The 16,906-nt window shown below is 70.8% G+C and carries 15 protein-coding genes; 8 read left to right on the forward strand and 7 right to left on the reverse strand.

Annotation, left to right across the window (positions count from 1 at the left end):
• The first annotated feature begins 5 nt into the window (after positions 1-5).
• Both AT699_RS25390 and AT699_RS25395 read left to right on the forward strand, forming a co-directional pair.
• Entirely contained in the window at positions 6-827 is an 822-nt protein-coding gene (locus tag AT699_RS25390) for an AraC family transcriptional regulator (protein WP_024070263.1), read from the forward strand.
• Positions 828-908: 81 nt separating this feature from the next.
• Positions 909-1,277: a cupin domain-containing protein gene (locus AT699_RS25395; RefSeq protein WP_024070264.1), complete on the forward strand. Its 369-nt coding sequence runs from the start codon at positions 909-911 to the stop codon at positions 1,275-1,277.
• Positions 1,278-1,284: 7 nt separating this feature from the next.
• Here the strand turns inward: AT699_RS25395 and AT699_RS25400 are convergent, their stop codons facing one another.
• Positions 1,285-1,803 (reverse strand): MgtC/SapB family protein, encoded by a 519-nt coding sequence (locus AT699_RS25400; protein ID WP_006387406.1) that lies wholly within the window; start codon positions 1,801-1,803, stop codon positions 1,285-1,287.
• A 118-nt stretch (positions 1,804-1,921) separates the two neighbouring features.
• Here AT699_RS25400 and AT699_RS25405 point away from each other — a divergent pair, with 118 nt between their 5' ends.
• Complete coding sequence (locus AT699_RS25405) at positions 1,922-2,698, forward strand: SDR family oxidoreductase (RefSeq protein WP_006387405.1); 777 nt, start codon at positions 1,922-1,924, stop codon at positions 2,696-2,698.
• A 16-nt stretch (positions 2,699-2,714) separates the two neighbouring features.
• Here AT699_RS25405 and AT699_RS25410 read toward each other — a convergent pair whose 3' ends face one another.
• Complete coding sequence (locus tag AT699_RS25410; protein ID WP_024070265.1) at positions 2,715-3,404, reverse strand: HAD family hydrolase; 690 nt, start codon at positions 3,402-3,404, stop codon at positions 2,715-2,717.
• A 169-nt stretch (positions 3,405-3,573) separates the two neighbouring features.
• On the opposite strand from AT699_RS25410, the gene AT699_RS25415 reads away from it, so the two are divergent.
• The 4 genes from AT699_RS25415 to AT699_RS25430 all read left to right on the forward strand — a co-directional run bounded on the left by AT699_RS25415 (position 3,574) and on the right by AT699_RS25430 (position 8,572).
• Positions 3,574-4,281: a DNA-3-methyladenine glycosylase family protein gene (locus AT699_RS25415; RefSeq protein WP_024070266.1), complete on the forward strand. Its 708-nt coding sequence runs from the start codon at positions 3,574-3,576 to the stop codon at positions 4,279-4,281.
• Complete coding sequence (locus AT699_RS25420) at positions 4,278-4,928, forward strand: 2OG-Fe(II) oxygenase (RefSeq protein ID WP_024070267.1); 651 nt, start codon at positions 4,278-4,280, stop codon at positions 4,926-4,928. Before AT699_RS25415 ends, AT699_RS25420 begins: the two co-directional genes overlap by 4 nt.
• A 93-nt stretch (positions 4,929-5,021) precedes the next feature.
• Positions 5,022-7,682 carry an aconitate hydratase AcnA gene (gene acnA / locus AT699_RS25425; RefSeq protein ID WP_024070268.1) on the forward strand — a complete coding sequence of 887 codons (2,661 nt, stop codon included), beginning with the start codon at positions 5,022-5,024 and terminating at the stop codon, positions 7,680-7,682.
• A complete protein-coding gene (locus AT699_RS25430; protein ID WP_006387401.1) occupies positions 7,679-8,572 on the forward strand; it encodes a GntR family transcriptional regulator in 894 nt (297 codons plus the stop codon). The genes acnA and AT699_RS25430 overlap by 4 nt, the downstream gene beginning before the upstream one ends.
• Before the next feature lie 16 nt (positions 8,573-8,588).
• On the opposite strand, the gene AT699_RS25435 is transcribed toward AT699_RS25430, so the two are convergent.
• The 4 genes from AT699_RS25435 to AT699_RS25450 all read right to left on the reverse strand — a co-directional run bounded on the left by AT699_RS25435 (position 8,589) and on the right by AT699_RS25450 (position 13,512).
• On the reverse strand, positions 8,589-11,042 hold the full coding sequence (locus AT699_RS25435) for a TonB-dependent receptor (RefSeq protein ID WP_024070269.1): 2,454 nt from the start codon (positions 11,040-11,042) through the stop codon (positions 8,589-8,591).
• 93 nt (positions 11,043-11,135) lie between these two features.
• A complete protein-coding gene (locus tag AT699_RS25440) occupies positions 11,136-12,116 on the reverse strand; it encodes a FecR domain-containing protein (protein WP_024070270.1) in 981 nt (326 codons plus the stop codon).
• Complete coding sequence (locus tag AT699_RS25445; protein ID WP_006387399.1) at positions 12,113-12,634, reverse strand: sigma-70 family RNA polymerase sigma factor; 522 nt, start codon at positions 12,632-12,634, stop codon at positions 12,113-12,115. Before AT699_RS25445 ends, AT699_RS25440 begins: the two co-directional genes overlap by 4 nt.
• A gap of 80 nt (positions 12,635-12,714) precedes the next feature.
• Complete coding sequence (locus AT699_RS25450; protein ID WP_024070271.1) at positions 12,715-13,512, reverse strand: LysR family transcriptional regulator; 798 nt, start codon at positions 13,510-13,512, stop codon at positions 12,715-12,717.
• Between the two features lie 114 nt (positions 13,513-13,626).
• On the opposite strand from AT699_RS25450, the gene AT699_RS25455 reads away from it, so the two are divergent.
• Positions 13,627-14,361 carry an SDR family oxidoreductase gene (locus tag AT699_RS25455; RefSeq protein ID WP_024070272.1) on the forward strand — a complete coding sequence of 245 codons (735 nt, stop codon included), beginning with the start codon at positions 13,627-13,629 and terminating at the stop codon, positions 14,359-14,361.
• 37 nt (positions 14,362-14,398) lie between these two features.
• On the opposite strand, the gene fhuE is transcribed toward AT699_RS25455, so the two are convergent.
• Positions 14,399-16,861 (reverse strand): ferric-rhodotorulic acid/ferric-coprogen receptor FhuE, encoded by a 2,463-nt coding sequence (gene fhuE / locus AT699_RS25460; protein WP_024070273.1) that lies wholly within the window; start codon positions 16,859-16,861, stop codon positions 14,399-14,401.
• Positions 16,862-16,906: the final 45 nt, after the last annotated feature.

A 16,906-nucleotide genomic window follows, 5' to 3' on the forward strand; every position in this document is an offset into this window, starting at 1 on the left:
CCGCCATGGCCGCCCGCTCCGCTGCCGCCACCGCATCGCGCGACTGGATCGTGCGCCACGCGCCGGACGACCGGTTCGAGCGCATCGAAGCCTATTTCGGCGGCCGCGGCTATGGGCTGCACCGGCATGACACCTACGCCATCGGCTGTACGCTGGCGGGGGTGCAGAGCTTCCACTACCGCCGCGGCCTGCGGCACAGCCTGCCTGGCGGCGTGCTGGTGCTGCACCCCGACGAGGCCCACGACGGCCAGGCCGGCACCGAGGCCGGCTTCCACTACCGCATGGCGTATGTGCAGCCGGCGCTGATCCAGCGCATCCTGGGCGGCCGCCCGCTGCCCTTCGTGCGCGACGGCATTTCCAGCGATGCGCGGCTGCGCGCGGCCTGCGCCGCCCTGCTGGGCGACACCGACGCCATGGCGGACCCGTTGCGCGAGGACGACGCGATCTACGACCTGACGCAGGCGCTTTGCGCCGCGGCCGGCCAGGTTCCCGCCCGGCCCCGCCCCGACTACGCCGCCTGCGAACGCGCCCGCCAGTACATCCATGACGCGCGCGGCCAGGCGGTATCGCTGGACGAGCTGGAACGCGCCGCCGGAATCGACCGCTGGAGCCTGTCGCGCGACTTCCGCGCGCTGTACGGCACCAGTCCCTATCGCTATGCCTTGCTGCGCCGCCTGGACCTGGCGCGCCGCCTGATCGCCGCGGGCCAGCCCCTGGCGCAGGCCGCGCTGGCCGCCGGCTTCACCGACCAGAGCCACATGACGCGCCGCCACGCCGAGGCCTTCGGCATGACGCCCGCGCACTGGCGCGGCAACCTGCGCCGCTGACGCGTTTCGCACAAACGTACAAGACCCCGCGCGCGCCGCTCCCTAAGCTGTGGTTTTCATTGCCGCACCGAGGACGTCGCCATGCCCGCCATCACCGCCATCAACCTGGCCCGCAAGTTGTCGCTGATCCAGGAACCCTGGATGCCCAAGGTCATCGCCGAGATGAACGACTACCAGTTCAAGCTGGTCAAGCTGCACGGCGAGTTCGTCTGGCATGCCCATGCCGACACCGACGAGACCTTCATCGTGCTGGCAGGCCAGCTGCGCATCGACCTGCGCGACGGCCACATCGACCTGGGCCCGGGCGAAATGGCCGTGGTCCCCCGGGGCGTGGAACACAAGCCCTGTGCGCCGCAAGAAGTGCATGCCATGCTGATCGAGCCGCGCGGGGTGCGCAACAACGGCGACCAGGGAGGCGAGCGCAGCGCGCCCAACGACGTCTGGATCTGAAGTCGATTCAGGGGCGCTCGGTCTCGATCACGCGCTTGTCGCCCTTGGCCGCGATGCGCGCCTCGACCCGCCGCAGCACCGCCAGCACGAACAGCGCCATCAGCGTGCTGGCCACCGCGGTGGCCTCGCGGCCCATGCCGGCGGCCACGCCGATGGCGGCCGTCATCCAGATGCTGGCCGACGTGGTCAGGCCACGGATCTCGCGTTCGTCGCTGAGCTTGATGATGGCGCCCGCGCCCAGGAAACCGATGCCCGCGATGACGCCCTGCAGCACGCGACTCAGGTCGCCGACCTGCATGCCGTTCTGCAGCGGCACCAGCACGAAGATCGCCGCGCCCAGCGCCACCAGCATGTGGGTGCGCAGGCCGGCGGCCTTGCCGCTGCGCTCGCGCTCGTAACCGAGCAGGCCGCCCAGCAGCACCGCCATGCCCAGTCGCAGCACGATGCGGGTCGCCTCGCCGACGTCGGGGATGTCGGCGAATTCGCTGCGCAAGGTGCTCCAGATCTCCAGCCAGATATCCGCCATCGTCGTCTCCCCGTGGTGGTTGCGCCAGCATAGCAGGGCCGCGCTGGCGTGGCTGCGCCCATCTGGTTTACAACATCAGGCAGGTCCGCATCGAGACGGGCACGACGAGGAGCTTTGGATGGATCTACAACTGGTTGGCAAGCGCGTCCTGATCACGGGCGCGTCCAAGGGGATCGGCCTGGCCTGCGCCACCGCCTTCGCGCGCGAGGGCGCCGAGCCGATCCTGGCCGCGCGCGACGACGCCGCATTGCAGGCCGCCTCGCAGGCGATCCTGGCGCAGACCGGCCGCCAGCCGCGCACCGTGGCGGTGGACCTGGCGCAGCCGGGCGCCGCGGCCCGGGTGCTGGAGCGGACCGGGGCGATCGACATCCTGGTCAACAACGCCGGCGCGGTGCCCGGCGGGGCCCTGGACCAGGTGCAGGACGAACGCTGGCGCGCCGGCTGGGACCTGAAAGTGCACGGCTACATCGACCTGGCGCGTCACTACTATCCGCTGATGCGCGCGGCGGGCGCCGGCGTCATCGCCAACATCATCGGCATGGCAGGCTCGGCGCCGCGGGCCGACTACATCTGCGGCGCGGCCGCCAATGCCTCGCTGATCGCTTTCACCCGCGCCCTGGGCGGCGACGGGCCGCGCCACGGCGTGCGCGTGTTCGGCGTCAATCCGTCGCGCACCCGCACCGACCGGGTGCTGACCCTGGCCAGGCAACGCGCGCAGGCCCGCTGGGGCGATGAATCGCGCTGGCAGGAAACCCTGAACGACCTGCCCTTCGGCCGCCTGATGGAGCCCGAGGAAGTCGCGGACATGGTGGTGTTCGGCGCGTCGCCGCGCGCCGGGTATCTCAGCGGCACGGTGATCGACCTGGACGGCGGCGAGCAGTACGCCGGCCGTTGACGGCGCGCGCGGCGCCTCAGCGCGCCGCGGCCCAGCCCGCCAGCAGGCCCGGCAGCTGCGCCATGTCGGTGAATACGTGCGTCACGCCGACGCCGCGCAGCGCTTCGGCGCTGCTGTGGCCGTTGGCATCGGGGCTGTAGCCGAACACCGTGGCGCCCGCCGCCACGCCGGCGGTGGCGCCGGTGACGGTGTCCTCGACCACGGCGCAACGCCGCGGATCGACGCCCAGCGCGCTGGCCGCGGCCAGGTAGACGTCGGGGTGCGGCTTGCTGCGCGGCATCTCGTGGCCGCTGAAGACCCGTTCGCCGAAACAGTCCGCGATGCCGACCTTGGCCAGCTGCAGCTCGACCTTGCGGCGGTCGGCGCCCGAGGCGACCGCGATGCGGCCCGCCAGCGTCCGGTGCAGGGCGCGCACCGCATCCGGCGCGCCCGGAATCTCGCGCAGTTCACGGTCGAGCGCGGCATTGCGCCGCTCGCGAAACTGTGCGAACCACTCCGGCGACAGCGCCACGCCGGTGCGGGCCTGGATCAAGGGCAGTTCGTCGCGCACCGCCTTGCCGGTGAAGATACGCGTGGCTTCCTCGAAGGTGATGGCCCAACCCAGCTCGTTGAGCATCTCGGTCAGGACGCGGGCGGTGATCGGTTCGGAATCGACCAGGACGCCGTCGCAATCGAACAACACGGCGTCAAAGGGAAAATCAGTCATTGCGGCTACGGGGAGGGTCGGGGAAGCCCTAGAGCATACTGCACCGCGCCAACCCGGCCGCGGCCGGGGCAGCAAGCAGCGGAGTGTGCCGCACCGCAGGCTTCGCTATGCTGTATCGCGGCCGGCCAAACCCGGGCCGCGCCCCCATTCAACCCGCAGCTTTCCCCTCATGACGCCACCGACCTCCCCTCCGAAGCGCGCGCGGCCGGCGCCCCGCCAGGCGACCGCCGCCGCCGACGACGTTGCCGCCCTCTATGCGCGCGCGGCCCGGCACCTGGCCGCGCTGGATGCCGACTGGGCCGGCCATGTCGCCGCCATCGGCCCCTGTCGACACGCTTCGCGGCCGGCGCGCGATCCCTACGAGGCGCTGGTGCGCGCCATCGCCTACCAGCAGCTGCACGCCCGCGCCGGCGACGCGATTCTCGGCCGCCTGCTGGCGCTGTATCCCGGACAGGCCTTTCCCGCGCCGCGCGCATTGCTGGACACCGATCCGCAGGTCCAGCGCGCCTGCGGCTTCTCCGCGTCCAAGCTGGCCACCATCCGCGGCATCGCGCAGGCCGCGCTGGACGGCCTGATCCCGGCGCGCGACGAAGCGCTGGCGATGAGCGACGAAGCCCTGGTCGAACGCCTGGTGACGCTGCGCGGCGTGGGCCGCTGGACCGTCGAGATGCTGCTGATCTACACGCTGGAACGCATGGACATCCTGCCGGTGGACGACTTCGGCGTGCGCGAGGGCTACCGGCGCCTGAAGCGGCTGGACAAGGCGCCCTCGCCGGCGCAGATGCGCGCCATCGGCGAGGCCTTCAGCCCGTACCGCACGATCGCGGCCTGGTATCTGTGGCGCATGCCCGCCACCCCGTCGCCGGCGGCGCCATGAGCGCGCCCCTGTCGCTGCGGCGCTACGACTGGGACCATATCCAGCGGCAGCTGGACGCGGAGGGCTGGGCGCCGCTGCCCGCGCTGTTCAGCGCCGCCCAGGCGGTTGCCATGGCGCGCGCCTTCGACGATGCGCAGGCCATGCCAAGCGGTGTGGACGGCGACACATGGCGCTCGCTGCGCCCGCCGCTGCCGTCGGGGTTGGACGCCCTGCAAGGCGCGCTGCGCGCCCGGCTGGCGCCGCTGGCGGATGCCTGGGCGCGGCGCTTGGGACGCGCCGCCCCCGCCGCCACGGCAATGGCACCGCCCTGCCTGAACAGATTGCGCCAGGACGGCTTTCTGCCCCTGCGCCACGCCGCGGATGACGCCGCGTTCCCGTTCGGCCTGATTGCGCTGCTGTCCGAGCCCGGCCAGGACTTCACCGGCGGCGAATTCGTCATGACGGAGCAACGCCCGCGCCAGCAGTCGCGTCCCATGGTCTTGCCGCTGCAACGGGGCGACGCCGCCGTGATCGCGGTGGCGCACCGCCCCGTCCATGGCGCTAACGGCGACTACCGCGCCACGCTGCGCCACGCCGTCAGTCGGGTGCGCAGCGGCGAACGGGTGGGCCTGTCGCTGCCGCTGGACGGCTTGTCGGCCCCGCCCTGACCGGCCCGGGCGATCCTGCCGCGCCGGGGCGCCGGCAGGGCTGGCTAGAAATCACATTGCATTTTTACACTTCAATGTGCAAAACTAGCCGCCATGGAGACCCCCGACGACACCCCACCCCGCCGCACCGGCTTCACGCTGGGCGGCGTCGCCTATACCCACATCGACATGGCGGGCCGGTACGGTCCGGATTTCCTGCGCCTGCCCGTGGTGCTGCGGCTGCTGCTGGAAAACGCCTTGCGCAACATGCGCGGCGCCGAGCGCGACGCGGCCGTGGCGGCCCTGTTCGCGTGGCTGGCGCGCGGCACCAGCGAGGCGGAGATCGCCTTCCAGCCGGGCCGCGTCCTGATGCACGACACCACCAGCACGCCCGCGCTGGTGGATATCGCCGCCATGCGCGACGCCCTGGACGAGGCCGGCATGGACCCGCGCGCGCTCAATCCGGTGCTGCCGGTGGACGTGTCGGTGGATCACTCGCTGGCGGTGCAGGCCTATGCGCAAGCGGATGCGGCCGCGCACAACCTTGCGCTGGAACTGCGCCGCAACGCCGAGCGCTACCGCTTCCTGCGCTGGGCCTCGCAGGCGCTGTCCAACGTGCGCATCCATCCGCCCGGCACCGGCATCATGCACACCATCAACCTGGAGCAGCTGGCGACCGTGGTGTGCGAGCAGGACGGCATGCTGCACCCGGACATGATGATCGGCACCGACAGCCACACGCCGATGATCAACGGCATCGGCGTGCTGGGCTGGGGGGTGGGCGGGCTGGAGGCGCAGACGGTGATGTTCGGCATGCCGACCATGCTGCGCATTCCCGACGTGATCGGCGTGCGGTTGAGCGGCGCGCTGCCGGCCGGCATCACCGCCACCGACCTGGCGCTGACCGTGACCCAGCGCCTGCGCGCCATCGGCGTATCCGGCGAATTCGTGGAGTTCTTCGGTCCCGGCGTCGCCACCCTGTCGGCCGGCAGCCGCTGCGTGGTGGCCAACATGGCGCCGGAGTACGGCGCCACCACCGGCTATTTCCCCATCGACGGCAATACGCTCGACTACCTGCGCCAGACCGGCCGCGACGCGGCCCAGGTGGCGCGGGTCGGCGCCTACGCGGCCAGCGCGGGCCTGGCGCTGGATCCGGCGGCCACGCCGCGCTATACGCGCGTGGTCGAGATCGCGCTGGACCAGGTCGGCACCCGGGTGGCCGGCCCCACGCGGCCGCAGGACCTGCATCCCTACGAACATACCCGCGCCCTTCTCGCCGCCCAGGCGTTCTCGCCGGCGACGGCCTCGCCGCTGCCGCGCCACGCCATCGCCATCGCCGCCATCACCAGCTGTACCAACACCTCCGACCCGCGCCTGCTGGTCGCGGCCGGCCTGCTGGCGCGCAAGGCGCGCCGCGCCGGGCTCAAGGCGCTCGCCTGGGTCAAGACCTCGCTCGGCCCGGGCTCGCCCGCCGCCGCCGACTATCTGGCGCGCGCCGGCCTGCTCGATGACCTGGAGGCGGTCGGCTTCGGCATCGTCGGCTATGGCTGCACCACCTGCATCGGCAACGCCGGCCCCTTGCCGCCGGTGGTGCGCGAGGCCATGGCAGCCGGCGCCGTCCGGCCGGTGGCGGTGCTGTCCGGCAACCGCAATTTCACCGGCCGCATCCACCCGGACCTGGACCTGGGCTTCCTGATGTCGCCGCCTCTGGTCATTGCCTTCGCGCTGGCCGGCGACGCCGAGCGCGACCTGGCGAGCGAGCCGGTGCAGGTCGCGCCCGATGGGCGCGCGGTGTTCCTGCGCGATCTCTGGCCCGACGACCACGAGATCGACGCGGCGCTGGCGCGCGGCGTGCGCGCCGACGATTTCCAGCGGGCGTTCCAGGCGGCCAGCGCCAATCCGGGCTGGCAGGCCCTGCGGTCGCCCGCCACGCCCTGTTTTCCCTGGGACCCGGCCTCGACCGCGCTGCGCCGGCCGCCCTTTGCCGCCGCCGGCCCGGCAAGCCAGCTGGGCCGCTACGCCGCGCACCCGTTGCTGGTGCTGGGCGACGACGTCACCACCGACCACCTCTCGCCCGCCAGCGCCATTCCACCCGACAGCCTGGTCGCCGACTTCCTGGTGGCCCAAGGCGATGACCGCGACGACCTGAACGTATTCGCCTCGCGCCGCGGCAATTGGCAGGTGATGATGCGCGCCGCGTTCTACAGCAAGAGCCTGGCCAACCTGCTGTGTCCCGACGCCCCGGTCGGCCACACGGTGCATGCGCCCAGCGGCGCCATCGCACCGATCTGGGAGGCCGCCGAGCGCTATCGCCGCGACGGCGACGCGGTGGTGCTGGTGGCCGGGGAACGCTTCGGCACCGGCTCCTCGCGCGACTGGGCCGCCAAGGGCCAGCGGCTGCTCGGCATCCGCGCGGTGCTGGCGCTGAGCTTCGAACGCATCCATCGTTCCAACCTGATCGGCATGGGGATCCTGCCCCTGCGGCTGGCCGCGGACGCCGGGCCGCAAAGCCTGGCGTTGCGGCCCGGCGACCGCATCGAGATCGATTGTCCCGCGCACGAGCTGGCGCCGCGCCAGTCCATCACCGTGCGGCTGCTGCGCGCCAACGGCGCCACGCAATCGCTGCGCGCCACGGCAGCCGTGGAGACCCAGCTGGAACTGCGCTTGCTGCGGATGGGCGGCGTGATTCCGGCTATCCTGGCGGACACGCTCGGCGACCGCGCACGGACGCCGGAGCGCCGGGCCGAACCCCCGCCGATTTCCGTCCACCCATGAGCGCGCAGACCCACACCGCCAACAAGATCCTGGCACTGATCCAGCAAGACCGCCTGAGCCCCGGCGCGCACCTGAGCGCGCAGAAACTGGCCGACCGCCTGCGCCTGTCGCGCTCGCCGGTGAACGACGCGCTGGTCCTGCTGGAACGGCATGGCATCGTGGCGCGCCAGCCCAACCGCGGCTATTTCCTGCAACTCGATCATGACGCGCTGGCGCACGCGCCGGCCGCGTTGGCCCCCGTCGCCGACGACATCGTCACGCAAAGCTATTTCCGCCTGGCCGACGAGCTGCTGCGCGGCGCGCTGCCGCTGCAATGCAGCGAGGCCCAGCTGCGGGCCCGCTATGGCCTGACGCAAGCCCAGGCCCAGGCCCTGCTGGCGCGCGTGGCGCAGGAAGGCTGGGCCGAGCGGCGCCCCGGCTACGGTTGGGAGTTCTCGTCGATGATGACCACGCCCGACAGCCTGTTGCAGTCGTACCGCCTGCGCCTGGCGCTGGAGCCGGCGGCGCTGCTGGAACCGACGTTCCGCCTGGACCCCGCCGTGCTGCAGCGCTGCCGCGCCGCCGAACGCCACCTGCTCGACGGCGGCATCGACGGCGACAGCCCCGACCGCTTGCACGAGCGCGGCGTGCGCTTTCACGAGTCGCTGGTCGAAGCCTCCGGCAACCCGTTCTTCATCGAGACCATCAAGCGCGTCAACCGCGTGCGCCGGCTGCTGTCGTACCGCTCGATGCAGGATCGCAGCCGTTACCGCCAGCATTGCGACCAGCACCTGGAAATCCTCGACCTGCTCGAACGCGAACGCAACGAAGAAGCCTCCCGGGCGCTGGCGCATCACCTGCGCAGCACGCTCGACAACCTGGCCCGCATCCGCGGCATCCTGGCGCCGTAGCGCGCGCCAGGCGCCGTCAGAAGTCCATCGAGGCCGACAGCATCAGCGTGCGCGGCACGCCTTGCGAGATGGTGCCGTAGGACGCCACGCCCGACCAATAGGCGCGGTTGAACACGTTGACGACATTGGCGCGCAAGGTCAGGTTGTTGCCGTGCATGCGCGTGACGTAGCGCGCGCCCAGGTCGAAGGTGGTCCATGAGGACACCGATTGGGTGTTGGCCTGGTTGACGTATTCCGTGCCCGTGTGGATCACGCCGCCGGTCAGGGTCAGCCCGGCGACCCAGGGCGTATCCCACTCCGCGCCCAGGTTGGCCGTCCAGCGCGGCACGCCCACCGGCCGGTTGCCGCGCGTGGCCGGGTTGCTGGTGCGCGTCAGCTCGGCATCCAGGAAGGTCACGCCCCCCAGCAGGCGCAGGCCGCGCAGCGGCTCGCCCGACAGGTTCAGCTCCAGGCCGCGGTTGCGCTGTTCGCTGTCCGCGGCATACACCGTGCCCGTCAACTGGCCGCTGGGCTTGGTGATCTCGAATGCGCTCAGGGTCAGCATGGCGCTGTCGAAGTCGACCTTGACGCCCACTTCCTTCTGCTTGGACTTGTACGGCTTGAACACCTGCCCGGCGTTGGACGCGGTGGCCGGCGCCACGTCGCCCTTGCTCAGGCCCTCGATGTAGTTGGCGTAGAACGAAACGTTGTGCCACGGCTTGAGCACCAGTCCGGCCAGCGGCGTGACGGCGCTTTCGTCGTAGCTGACCGTGCGCGCGCCGCTGACGGGATTGAAATTGCGCGACTCGACGCGCTGCTGGCGCGCTCCCAGCGTCAGCTGCACGCGCTCGTCCAGCACGCTCATGGTGTCGGCCAGCGCGAAGCCGGTCAGGTCCGAGGACGACACCTTGGGCACGCTGGCGGGCGCGGCGATGTCCTGCCGCGGCCGCGTCACCGGGTGATAGATGTTGGACGACAGCGGCGTTCCATTCACGCTGGCCTGCGCGTTGCGGTCGCTGTACAGCGTGCCCATGAAAGTGACGGCGTGGCTTACCGGGCCGGTATCCAGCCGGGCGCGCAGGCCGGCGTTGTAGGTGCTGCGGTCGACCGGGAACTTGAAATGGTTGGGCGTCACCACGGTGTCGCCAGCGGCGTTGACGATGGTGGGGGTCTGGTCGGACAGCCGGTCGATGGAGGTATCCGAACCGCCTGCGTCGGCGAACACGGTCAGGCGCTCGCCGACGTCATACTCCACCCGCAGCAGCGCGGACTGCCCGGAAGATTTCCACCAGCCCCAAGGCTGGGTCGCGTTGCGCCGGCCATCGGGCGCGTCCGGCGTGCGCAGTCCGGCGGCCACCAGGAATGGCCGCGTCGGCGCGTCCACCTTTTCCTCCTGCGTCAGCAGGTCCAGCGAGGCCCGCAGCTTTTCACCCTGGTAGTCCAGCGACAGCGCGCCGATGTCGGTGCGCGAATGCAGGTTGTCCAGCGGCGTGTCGCCCTGCCGGTGCAGGCCATTGACGCGCACGCCCCAGGCGCCATCATCGCCGAAGCGCCGGCTCAGGTCGACGCGGCCGCCGAACTGCGAGGTGCCGGCGTAGTCGGCCGACACCCGCGTCAGGTCTTGCGGCAAGGCGCGCTTGGGCACCATGTTGATGACGCCGCCCACGCCGCTGTTGGGCGACATGCCATACAGCAGCGCGGCCGGACCCTTGAGCACCTCGACGCGTTCGATGTAGTCGGTGAACACGTGGTAGTTGGGCGCCACGCCATAGACCCCGTCGAACGCGATCTCGCCCAGGTTGCCTTCGCCTATCGGGAAGCCGCGGATGTAGAACGAATCCGTCACCCCGCCGATCTGGCCGGTGAAGCGCACCGAGGAATCGACGTTGAGCGCATCGGCCAGCGTCACCGCCTGGCGATTGGCCAGCAGGTCGGCGGTATAGTTCGCGACGCTGAAAGGCGCGTCCATCACGTCGCGGTTGCCCAGCATGCCCAGCCGGCCGCCCCGCGCGACCTGGCCGCCGGCATAGCTGGCCGGCAGGGCCGAGGCGGGTGCGCCGGCGCCGGCCACGACGATGTTCGGCAAGGTGGTGGTCTCGCCCGACGCCGGCAGCCTGCGCAGCGAGTAGGCGCCATCGCCCTGCTCGGCAAGGGCGAAGCCGGAACCGGCCAGCAGCCGCGCAAAGCCATCGCGCACGGTATAGACGCCGTTCAAGCCGTCGCTGTGGCGCCCGGCCAGCAAGGCCGGGTCGAACGACAGCGGCACGCCCGAAGCGGCGGCGAACTGCGCCAGCACGTCGCCCAGCGCCCCCGCCGCAATCGCATAGGAGTTGCCGCGCGCGGCGCTGGCGTCGTCGGCGGCGCGCGCGGCCGGCGCCGCGCTCGACAGCAGCAGGGCCAGGCCCAGCCCGAGCGCGCGGGCCGTGGCCAGCGCCGGGCGGGATTGGGGCCGCGCGCGGCGGAACGGATGACGGGAATGGCGGACGGGCATGGAAGATCCTTCGTGGGCGGGCCTCGCGGCCTGGCCGCGACGATTCACCCGGTACACCGGACGAAGACGGAAAAAGTGTCAGCGCGGCGGCGATTAATTTGTAACGACGGTCTCGCCGCCCGCCGGCCGCGCCGCCACGGTGACCCAATACGGCGTGACGCGCTGGATCCGCACCGGCAGCGTCTTCTCGAGCAGCCGCAGGCTGGCGTCGGTGTCGGCCAGGGGAAACGCGCCCGATACCCGCAACCCGGCCACCTCGGGATCGCAACGCAGAAAGCCGCGCCGGTAGCGCGCCAGTTCGTCCACCAGATCGGCCAGCCGCCAATTGCGCGCGGCCAGCATGCCGTGCTCCCACGAGACCTGCGCGGCGTCCGCGGCCTGGTCCGGCCCGATGGCGTCCGCGTCGAAGCGGGCCCGCTGCCCCGCGCGCAGCACCCGGCGCGCGCCGCCGGCAGCGCGGATTTCCACGGCGTCCTCGAACACCGCGACCTGGATGGCGGCGCCCTCGTCGCGCACCATGAAGCGCGTGCCCAGCGCTTGCACGCTGCCGAGCCCGGTCTGCACCAGGAACGGCCGCGGCGCCGGCGCCGGGTCCCTGCCGGTGGTCAGCAGGATCTCGCCCGCGCGCAGCCAGACCAGCCGTTGCCGCGCGCTGTACTGGATGTCCACCGCGGTGGCGGTGTTCAGCCACAGGCGCGTGCCGTCGGCGAGCAGCATCTGCCGCCGCTCGCCGATGGCCGTGCGGGCGTCGGCGCTCCATTCGCGCCAGGGCACCCCGCGCCAGGCCAGCCAGGCCGCCGGGCCCGCCAGCAGCAGGCCGGTCACGGTGCGCAGGACCTGCCGGCGCGCGGGCCGCTCAAGGCGCCGCAGCGTATGCGCGCCCAACGCCGGCGGCACCTGGCCGAAACTGCGCAGCATGTCTTCGACCCGGCGCCAGGCGGCGGCATGCGCCGCGCTGCGATCGCGCCAGCGCTCGAACGCCGCGCGGTCCGCGACCGACAGGGTTTCCGACTGGAAGCGCACCAGCCAGCCGGCGGCCTCCTCGAGCAGGGCGGGGTCCGGCGTCGCGCTCATGCGGGACCCGCCTGGTAGGCGATGAGGCAGGCCGTCAGCGCCTTCTGCATGTGGCGCTTGACCGTGGCCAGCGATACGCGTTGCGCGCGCGCGATGTCGGCATACGCCATGCCGTCGAACTGCGACGACAGGAAGATCTCGCGGGTCTTGGCCGGCAGGGTGCGCAAGGTGGCATCGATCGCGTACAGGGTCTCCAGGATCAGCGCCCGCACCTCGGGCGACGGCACCTCGCGCGCCGGCAGCTGCGCCGCGGCGGCTTGATAGGCGTCCTCCAGCGCGCGGCGGCGCCAGTGATCCACCACCAGCCCCTTGGCGATGTGCGTGAGGAGCGCGCGCGGCTCGTCGCCGCCGCCTGCCCTCACGCGCGCCGCCATCAGGCGCAGGAACGTGTCGTGGGCGAGGTCGGCCGCATCGAAGGAATTGCCGAGCTTCTTGCGCAGCCAGGCCGACAGCCAGCCATGGTGCTCGCGGTAGATCTGCGTGACGGTGTCGGTGGGCAGGGTATCGGTCGAGGACACGGCGCAGCTCGCGAGCAATCTAAATGGGAATTGTTACTATTTTATCCCATTCGCGCCGCTACCAGGCAGCCGCGCGCCATTCAGCCCTGGCCTGCCTCGCGCAGATGTTCCGTCAGCAATGCCAGCGCCGGCTTGTCCAGCGCCTGCGCCGCATAGCACAGGCCGATGCGGCGCGACAGCGCCAGGCCGTCGAGGTCGTGGATCGCCACGTCCGCTTGCTGCGCGATCAGGGAATGCGGCGCAACGCAGGCGCCGACGCCGGCGGCCACCAGTTCCAGCGCCAGGCGCAGCGAGCCAGCCTGGCCGGCCGGCGCGTTGGCGGCGGCGCCGTAGTACGGCAACAGGCGCTGGTGGCTGGGGTGGTCGGGGCACACGATCCAAGCCGGTGCGGCCGTGCCCGCATCCAAGGGCATGGCGATGGCATAGGGGTCGTCCCACAGCGGCACGAACAGCTCGTCCTCGCAGCGTTCGTCCTCGGTCGCCAGGCGGGCGTCGCCGACGCAGCCTTCCAGCAGGAGCAGCATCAGATTGGGCACCGCCTGGCGGGCCTGCGCCACGAAGGCGCGCACGTGCGCGCCCGCGATCTCGCCTTCGACCCCGATGCGCAGTTGCGCCAGGCGAGCGTCCTGGCGGAACTGGCGTGCCATCGACTCGGTCTGCGCCACCAGGCGCCGCGCCTGCGGATACAGGATGCGGGCCGCGTCGGTGACCGACACGCCGCGCGCCTGGCGCTCGAAAAGCTGCGTGCCAAGCACGCCTTCCAGGGCCTTGATGGTGCCCGACAACGCCGGCTGGCTCAGGTGCAGGCGTTGCGCGGCGGCGGTGATGTTGCGTTCCTCGAAGACCGCGATGAAGGCATTGAGCTGGCGGCTATCCATAAGTTTTTCCGATCGATGCGAGAAGAATAAACCATTTTTCAAGCAAAAAAGCCCGCCCTAGAATGGTCTCCAGCCCCTAAGGCATATGAATAATCGATACCTGGAGTTTCCCTCATGACTACCCCTCAACGCCCCCTCGTCGTCATCACCGGCGCCAGTTCCGGCATCGGCCTGGCCACCGCGCGCCTGTTCTCGTCCCACGGCCACCCGCTGTTGCTGCTGGCGCGGCGGCTGGAACCGATGCAGGCGCTGAACCTGCCGAATGCGCTGGCGCGCCAGGTCGACGTGACCGACCGCGCCGCGCTGGCCGCCGCCCTGCGCGAGGCCGAAGCCCTGCATGGTCCGGCCGACGCCATCGTCAACAACGCTGGCGTCATGCTGCTGGGCGACATCACGCGCCAGGACCCGGCGCAATGGGACCGCATGCTGGACGTGAACGTCAAGGGGCTGCTCAACGGCGTGCACGCCGTCGCCGCCGGCATGGCCGAGCGCGGTCGCGGCACCATCATCAACATCAGTTCGGTGGCCGGCCGCAAGACCTTCCCCAACCACGTAGCCTACGTCGGCACCAAGTTCGCGGTACATGGCCTGTCGGAAAACCTGCGCGAGGAACTGTCGCCACACAATGTGCGTGTGGTGACCATCGCCCCGGGCGCGGTCGAGACCGAACTGCTCAGCCACACCACGGACGCGGGCATCAAGAGCGGCTACCAGGACTGGAAGGCCGGCATGGGCGGCAAGGTGCTGGCCGCCGAGGACGTGGCCAACGCCGTCTACTACGCCTATGCGCAGCCGCAAGGCGTGTGCATCCGCGAGATCGTGCTGGCGGCGACGCGCCAGCAGGCCTGAAGCTGGCCCGGGTCACGCGGCCTGCACGGCCGCCGCGCTAGAACGTCGCCTTCAGGTTCAGGAACACGTTGCGCGGCTCGCCGTAGTACACCTGGTTGGCCACGCCGCCCAGGTAGTACTTCTTGTCGAACAGGTTGTTCACGTTCAACTGCGCCGACAGGTGCGCGCTGAAGTCGTAGCGCGCCATCAGGTTGAAGATCGCGTAGGCCTTCTGCTTGGCGATGACGCTGCCCTCGTCCAGCTCCACCTTGCTGTAGGTGCTGATCTGCCAGTTGGCGCCGCCGCCCAAAGTCAGCCTGTTCCAGGCCCCGGGCAGGCGATAGGTGGTGAACAGCGTGGCCGAGGCGCGCGGCCGCTCGGTATTGACCGACACGCCGTGCGCGTCGCGGCTGGTGTAGTAGGTGCCGCCCAGCGTGGTGTTCCAGCCCGGCGCCAGCTGGCCGGTCAGCTCCATTTCGATGCCGCGCGTGGTGACGCCGTCGGCGGTCCGGTAGGCGCCATCGGTCGATCCCGGCACCACATAGCCGGGATCCGGCACGGCGGTCTTGGTTTCCTTCACCTTGAACAAGGCCAGCGACGCATTGAGCCGACCGTCCAGGTATTCTCCCTTGACGCCGATTTCGTAGTTCTGCCCTTCGACCGGATCCAGGTAGTTGCCGTTGCGGTCGCGGTAGTCCTGCGGCTGGAAGATGTCGGTGTAGCTGGCGTACGCGGAATAGGTGCGGTCCAGGTCGACCACCACGCCGGCATAGGGCAACAGGCGCGCATCGCGCTGGTCGCGGGTGGGCGACCGCGACTTCCACGAGGCGTGGCGAGCGCCGGTGATGAGCGTCACGTCGTCGGTCAGCGACCAGCGCGCCGCGCCATACACGCCACGCTGGTGCGTGACGGTGTCGCGCAGCGTCGAGGCCCCCCAGGCCGGCTCGGGATAGGAACCGTCCCAATCGTAGAACGAGCCGGTGTCCGCCATCGATGCGGGCCGCGCGTAGCTGTAGAAGTCCTCGCTGTAGCGGCTGCGCGAGGCGCCCAGCACCAGTTCGTGACGCCGGCCCAGCAACTGGAACGGGCCCTTGACCTGCAGGTCCAGCGCGGTCTGCTGCGCATAGGAATTCCAGTACCCCGGGAAACCGGTCCAGCCGGCGCCGCTGGCGCGATCGGGCTTGCCGCTGAACCACAGCAGCTTGGCGTCGTACTTGCTCTTGCGCTGCGACCAGGCGAGCCGCGCCTCCCAATCGTTGTCGAAACGGTGCGTCAGCGTCGCGAAAGCCGTGCGCTGCGTCGTGTGCCAATAGGTCCAGTCGGCCGCGCTGCTCTTGGAGCGGCGCCAATCGGTGGGCGTGCCATCGCTGAACACCACCGGCAGGCCGCCCCAGGTCGATCCGCGCGGCCGCTTGTCCTGGTAGTCCATGCCCACGCTCAGTTGCGTGGCGGACGTCAGATCGGCGTCGACCACACCGTAGAACACCTTCTTGTCGGCGCGATAGCGATCGATGTACGAATCGGACTTCTGGTACAGCGTCACCATGCGCGCGCGCACGGTGCCCGCCGCGTTCAGCGGCGTGGTCAGGTCCGCCGACCCGCGATACTGGTTCCAGGACCCCATGCCGGCGTTGACCTCGCCGGTGAATTCACGGCTGTTGGCGTGCTTGCGCACCAGGTTGATCGAAGCCGAGGGGTTGCCCGCGCCAGTCATCAGGCCGGTCGCGCCGCGCACCACCTCGATGCGGTCATAGATGATGGAATCGTTGTTGGACTCGCCATACATGGACAGGCCGATCGTGGTGGGCACGCCGTCGTACTGAAGGCTGTCGATGTAGAAGCCGCGCGACCAGAAATCGGTGCGGTCGCTGTCTTCGGAAACCACCTGCACCCCGACCACGTTGCCCATCACCTCGTCCAGCGAACGCAGGTTCTGGTCCTCGATGCGCTGGCGCGTCACCACGGTGAGCGACTGCGGCGTTTCGCGCAGCGACAACGACAATCCGGTTGCCGCCGCCGTGGCGGGCGTGGTGTACGAGCCGGTGCCTTCGGTCACGGCCGGGTCGCCCGCGCCCAGCACCGTCACGGGCGCCAGGCTGGCCACTTCGCCTTCCCGGGTCAGGACGATGCTGTCGCCCTGCCAGCGATAGCCCACGCCCGTGCCCTGCAGCAGGCGCGCCAGCGATTGCTCCGGGCTGGCGGTCATGCGCAGGCCCGACGTGCGCAGCCCGGCCACCAGTTCAGGCGCGTAGAACACGCGCTGGCGCGTCTGCGCGGCCCACTGCAACAGCGCCTCGTCCAGCGGCATGGCGGCAATGTCCACCGCCACCGCGGGCGCCCGCGGCCCGGCGGCGCCGCAGACACCCGTCGCCAGGGCCAGCGACAGCATCAGGGAAGAAAGAACGATACGGGGCGTGGCGCGCGCGCGGCGCCTGGAGGAAGCATTCACGATCAGCGGCGGTTTCGGTTCAGGAACAGGAGGAAAGCCTTCTTGCAAAGGCAAGGCGCGGCGCGCCTTCATTCCTAGAACGATGCCGAGGCGAAAAAACCTGAATGCCGGGGACGA

This window comes from Achromobacter xylosoxidans, assembly GCF_001457475.1.
In the GTDB taxonomy this organism is placed as follows: domain Bacteria; phylum Pseudomonadota; class Gammaproteobacteria; order Burkholderiales; family Burkholderiaceae_B; genus Achromobacter; species Achromobacter xylosoxidans.